The 5,399-nt window shown below is 61.0% G+C and carries 4 protein-coding genes; all 4 read right to left on the bottom strand.

The window, feature by feature from the left end; genetic code table 11:
• Positions 1-1,018: ABC transporter ATP-binding protein (locus tag EN964_RS23045; protein ID WP_164775942.1), on the bottom strand; the 1,018-nt coding region annotated here is incomplete at its 3' end.
• Between the two features lie 67 nt (positions 1,019-1,085).
• Complete coding sequence (locus EN964_RS23040) at positions 1,086-2,243, bottom strand: ABC transporter permease (RefSeq protein WP_127269357.1); 1,158 nt, start codon at positions 2,241-2,243, stop codon at positions 1,086-1,088.
• A gap of 12 nt (positions 2,244-2,255) precedes the next feature.
• Positions 2,256-3,290 carry an ABC transporter permease gene (locus EN964_RS23035; protein WP_127269356.1) on the bottom strand — a complete coding sequence of 345 codons (1,035 nt, stop codon included), beginning with the start codon at positions 3,288-3,290 and terminating at the stop codon, positions 2,256-2,258.
• Between the two features lie 226 nt (positions 3,291-3,516).
• Positions 3,517-5,169 carry an ABC transporter substrate-binding protein gene (locus EN964_RS23030; RefSeq protein ID WP_127269355.1) on the bottom strand — a complete coding sequence of 551 codons (1,653 nt, stop codon included), beginning with the start codon at positions 5,167-5,169 and terminating at the stop codon, positions 3,517-3,519.
• Positions 5,170-5,399 lie beyond the last annotated feature (230 nt).

Genomic DNA, 5,399 nt, shown 5'->3' with positions numbered 1-5,399 from the left:
AACGCACACAGCGCGAGAAATGGCCTTCGTGACCCGCGACCTCGATCATCGGGATTTCGGCGGCGTTGCAGACGCCCTCCACGAAATGGTGGCAGCGCGGGCCGAAATTGCAGCCCTTGGGCCGCTCGTGCGGTAGCGGCAGCTGCCCGGGAATCGAGATCAGCGGCCGTGAATTCTTGTCGGCGCCGGGCAGCGGGATCGAGCGGAACAGCCCTTGCGTATAGGGATGGCGCATCCTGTCGAAGACATCCTTGATCTTGCCGGTCTCCACCGCCTCGCCCGAATACATCACCGTGATGCGGTCGCAGGTTTCGAGGATCAGGCCGAGATTGTGCGACACGAAGATCATCGACGTGCCGAACTTCTCGCCCAGCCCCTTGACCAGGTCGACGATGCCCGCCTCCACCGTCACGTCGAGCGCCGTCGTCGGCTCGTCGAGCAAAAGCAGCGCCGGCTTCGACAGCAGCGCCATGGCGATGACGATGCGCTGTTGCTGGCCGCCCGAAAGCTGGTGCGGATAGGAGCGCATCATACGCTCGGGGTCCGGCAGCTTGACCGAGCGCACCATTTCGAGCGCGCGCTTATAGGCCTCTTCCTTCGACACCTTGTCGTGGATCAGCGGCACTTCCATCAATTGCTGGCCGACCTTCATCGCCGGGTTCAGGCTCGCCATCGGCTCCTGGTAGATCATCGCGATCTTGTTGCCGCGAATGGAGCGCAACTCCTCGTCGGAGAGCTCGCCCATGTCCTTGCCCTGACACTTGATCTTGCCGCCGACGATTTTTCCGATGTTGGAGAGGTCGCGCATGATGCCGAGCGACACGGTCGACTTGCCGCAGCCGGATTCGCCGACGATGCCCATCGCCTCCCCCGGCATGACGGTGCAGGAAAAATCCATGACGGCCGGGATCTCGCCCTTGCGGGTGAAGAAGGAGATCGACAGGTTCTCGATCTCGATGATCGGCGCGTTGGCCGGCCCATTGGTTGGCGTGGCGGGATTTCGAACTGCCTCGTTCATGGGTCGCTCCAATCCTGGTTCTTTCGGGCCTGTTTCTCTCAGGCGCATCGGGTCGAAACCCGCGAGATCAGTCTTTCATCGATTGTTCGCGCAGCGAGTCGGCGAGCAGGTTCAAGCCCAGCACGAACGACATCAGTGCGATCGTCGGCGGCAACGCTGGGTGGATGAAGGAGCGCAGCAGGCGGCTGGCGTCCTTGATCGCGGTGCCCCAGTCCGGACTTTCCGGCGCCAGGCCAAGGCCGAAATAACCGAGCGTGCCGAGCAGGATGGTGGTGTAGCCGATGCGCAGGCAGGCGTCGACGATCAGTGGCCCGCGCGCATTGGGCAGGATCTCCCACAGCATGATGTACCAGGGCGATTCACCGCGTGTCTGCGCCGCCGCCACATAATCGCGCGTCTTGATGTCCATCACCAGGCCACGCACGATGCGAAACACGCCGGGGCTGGAGGCGAACACCACCGCCACGAAGATGTTGAGCTGGTTGGGGTCGATATGCACGATCTTCAGCGGATCGGCGTCGAAGACCAGGCCGGCATAGATCCAGCCGCCGAGGATCAGGGTGATGCCGAGCAGGATGTATAGCCGGTCGGGCCGGTTCTTGTAGCGGGTCCAGAACAGCACGCTGAAGAAGATGATCGGGAACAGGAAGAACACGCCGGCCATGCCATAGGGGATCGGCGTATCCATGATGCCCGGCGTCACCAAAAGATAGAACAGCAGGATGACCGGGAAGGCCAGCACGAGATTGGCCAGGAACGACAGCACGGTGTCGATCTTGCCGCCGTAATAGCCGGCGGGCAGGCCGAGCGTGATGCCGACCATCAGCGCGAAGCCGGTCGCGGCAGGCGCGATGATCAACACGATCTGGCTGCCATAGACCATGCGCGAAAACACGTCGCGCGCCAGCTTGTCGCCGCCGAACAGATAGGTCAGCCCCGATTTCGGTTCGACGGCGCCCGGCAGCACATCCTTCATGATGGGAATCTGGGCCAGCGGGTCGAAGGGCGAAATGGTCGCGGCGAAGATCGCCGTGAACAGCCAGAACAGGCAGATGCCGACGCCGACGATGCCGACACCGCTGTCGAACAGCTGGCCGTAGAGCGCCAGCTTCTTCTTGTAGGTGAAGCTCGCGCCCATGACGATGACGAGTGCGATCCAGACCGGCCAGAAGCGCGACAGCACTTCGAGAACGATGGTGAAGCCACTGATATATTGAACCGGCATCCGCTTCGCTCCCTACTGAACTCTGATACGCGGATTGAGAAATGCGTAGCCGACATCGGAAATGAGCTGCGTGATCAGGACGATGAACACCGAGACCAGCGAGCAGCCGAGCAAAAGGTCGATGTCGTTGTTGCCGGCCGCCTCGACCAGCGTGTAGCCGAAGCCCTGATAGCGAAACATCACCTCGACGATGACGACGCCGGTGAGCAGCCATGGGAATTGCAGCATGATGACGGTGAACGGTGCGATCAGCGCGTTGCGCAAGGCATGTTTGACCACGACGCTGCCGAAGGAAAGGCCCTTCAATCTGGCGGTGCGGATATATTGCTGCGTCATCACTTCGACCATCGAAGCACGCGTCATCCTCGCAATATAGCCGATGCCGTAGATCGCCAGCGTCATTACCGGCAAAGTGAAATTATAGAAGGTGATGCCCTGGCTGGCCGAAGCCGCCGAGCCGTTCAGCCAGCCTAGCCATGAGGCGAAGATGACGGTGAAGATGACGCCCGACACATATTCAGGCGTCGCCGTCGAAGCGATCGACGCCACGGACAGCACCCGGTCGGTTCGCGACCCCTCGCGCATGCCGGCCATAATGCCGATCAGCAGCGAGATCGGCACCATCACCACCAGCACCCAGAACATCAGGATGCCCGTGGCGCCGAGTGCCGGAAACAGCTTTGAGGCGACGGTCGCCTTGAACTTGGTCGAGCAGCCGAAATCGCCCTGGAAAACGCCGGCGAAGGTCGGCACGAGCGGATCATTGCAGAAGGAGAAACGCTGCGCCGGTTTGCCGGTCGCCGGGTCTGTCACAGGTTGCTTGGGCACCACGCCCAGCCACTGCCCATAGCGGACGAAGAAGTTCTGCCGATAGCCGTGGTTGACCAGCCAGCTCTCGAGCTGCTCGGCCGACGTATGCATTTCGGTCTGGCTGATCGCCAGCTTCTTCAGATTGGGTTCGAGGTTGATCAGGAAGAAGACGACCATGGTCAAGCACAGCATCGTCAATGCCATGGTGCCAAGACGCCTGATAACGAAGGAAAGCATGGCGGCCCCCTGCCGATGGGTTGGGGTTTGAGCCGGCTATGAAAGCCAACCCTGCCGTGACCGGCGGAGCTGGCTGTCAAACAGGCCTTCGGATGCGATCAACCCTGTTTTGTTGCACGGCCTTGCCCGCGAGTCCGTAACTTTTTTGAGAAAGCGCGGACCAACGGGGACGGACGATGCAAAGAGCGGGAGAAGGGAGCGAGCCCCTTCCCCCATGTCGATGCGATCAAGCCTGTTCGAGCCAGACCTTGCCGTAGTCGCGCTCGAAGGTCGGGTGCATCTTGTAGTTCTGCACCGCCTTGACCGAGTGGCTGTAGAGTTTGCGCCAGTACGGCTGAATCATGATGCCGGAATCCTGCAGGATCTGCTCGATGTCCTTCATCATTTCCTTGCGCTTGGCGGCGTCGGCAACGGCGAGCGCCGCATTGAGCTTGGCGTCCCATTCCGGATTCGACCAGCCGGCCTCGTTCCAGGCCTCGCCGGTGCGATAGGCGATGGCCAGAACCTGGACGCCGAGCGGGCGCATGTTCCAGTTGGTCATCGACAGCGGATACTTCGTCCAGTCGTTCCAGAACGTCGAACCCGGCAGAACGGTGCGCTTCACCTTGATGCCGGCGTCGCGCAGCTGGGCGGCGATCGCATCGCCGGTGTTCTTGTGCCAGTCTTCGTCGACCGTGATCAGCTCGTGTTCGAAGTCGGCCTGGCCGGCTTCCGCCATCAGCGCCTTCGCCTTGGCCGGATCACGGGCAACCTTGGGCAGCTCGTAATATTCCGGATGGATCGAGCAGACATGGTGGTTTTCGGCGACCGAGCCGGCGTTGCCGTAGCCGAGCTGCAAGACGACATTGTTGTCGACCGCAAGCTGCAGCGCGTTGCGCACCTTCTGGTCGCCATAGGGCTTGTTGTTGACGTTGGTGCGGCAGACGATGGTCGACGCGGTGACGATTTCCGACTTCACCAGGTCCATGCCGTCGAGGATCGACACGTAGTCGGCCGAAGTCTCGAAATTGGTATGCACTTCGCCGGCTTCGAAAGCGCTGACCATGGCTGCTGGATCGGTGCCGTAGTCGATGAATTCCAGGCCGTCGAGGAACACTTCGCCGTCCCACCACTTGTCGTCGGTGCGGCGCTTGTAGACCACCTTCTGACCGACATCGTAGGAGACGAGTTCGAACGGACCGGTGCCGATCGGGCAGGCCTTGAAGTCGCCGCCCTTCTCATCGAAGGTCTTGTGGACGATGAGGCCGGGATAGTCGCACATGTTCGGAATCAGCGCGATGTCCGGCTTGGTGAGCTTCAGCACGACCGTGTGGTCGTCCGGCATGGTCACGGCGCTTTCGTCGAGCTTGTCGTCCTTGACCAGCGAGCCAAGACGGCCGGGCATGGAATTGCCTTCGGCTTTCTTGTCGGCCCAACGCTTCAGGTTGAAGACGACGTCGGCGGCGGTGAAGGCATCGCCATTCGACCAGGTGACGCCCTTGCGCACATGCAGCGTGTACTGCGTGGCATCGTCGTTGACGTCCCAGCTTTCCAGCAGATAGGGGCGGAACGTGTATTCGGACGTGTACTTGACCAGCGGCTCGAGCGCCTGGCGCTCGGCATTGGCGATTTCCGACCAGTCGGCCTTGCGCGGGTCCTTGGGATCCTTGATCCACTGGGCGATCTTCAGCGTGCCGCCCTTCTTGCCCTTTACCTCTTCGGCCTTCGCCGGCGTCGGATCGGCGAGGCCGAGCAAGCCGTAAGCCATTGCCGTCGATGCGCCGAAGACGCTGGCCATGGCCAGGAATTCGCGGCGGTCCACCTTGCCTGCCTTGGCTTCTTCGGCCATGGCCAGGATGTGATCCGGAACGCGATCGCCATTACTCTTGTAAATTGTCATGACTTAACTCCCATTGTTGGCTTTCCGCCTTTTAACATTCCGCATCCAGGCCATGATGTCAAAGACGGCGTGGATTGAGAACATGTTAGGGAATGTGCAACTTTGAAAGGGGAGCGGTTCGCGTGATAACGACAGTCTTGGCGCAAATTTGCTACTGTCCGACGGATTCTTCTGGAATCTCGGTAGTCGATTAAACTGAGACATTTACTCCAGCCCGGACAGCGCCAGAA

The sequence above is a fragment of the Mesorhizobium sp. M7A.F.Ca.CA.001.10.2.1 genome (assembly GCF_003998575.1).
GTDB lineage: Bacteria > Pseudomonadota > Alphaproteobacteria > Rhizobiales > Rhizobiaceae > Mesorhizobium.
This window is presented reverse-complemented; position numbering and strand designations above follow the sequence as displayed.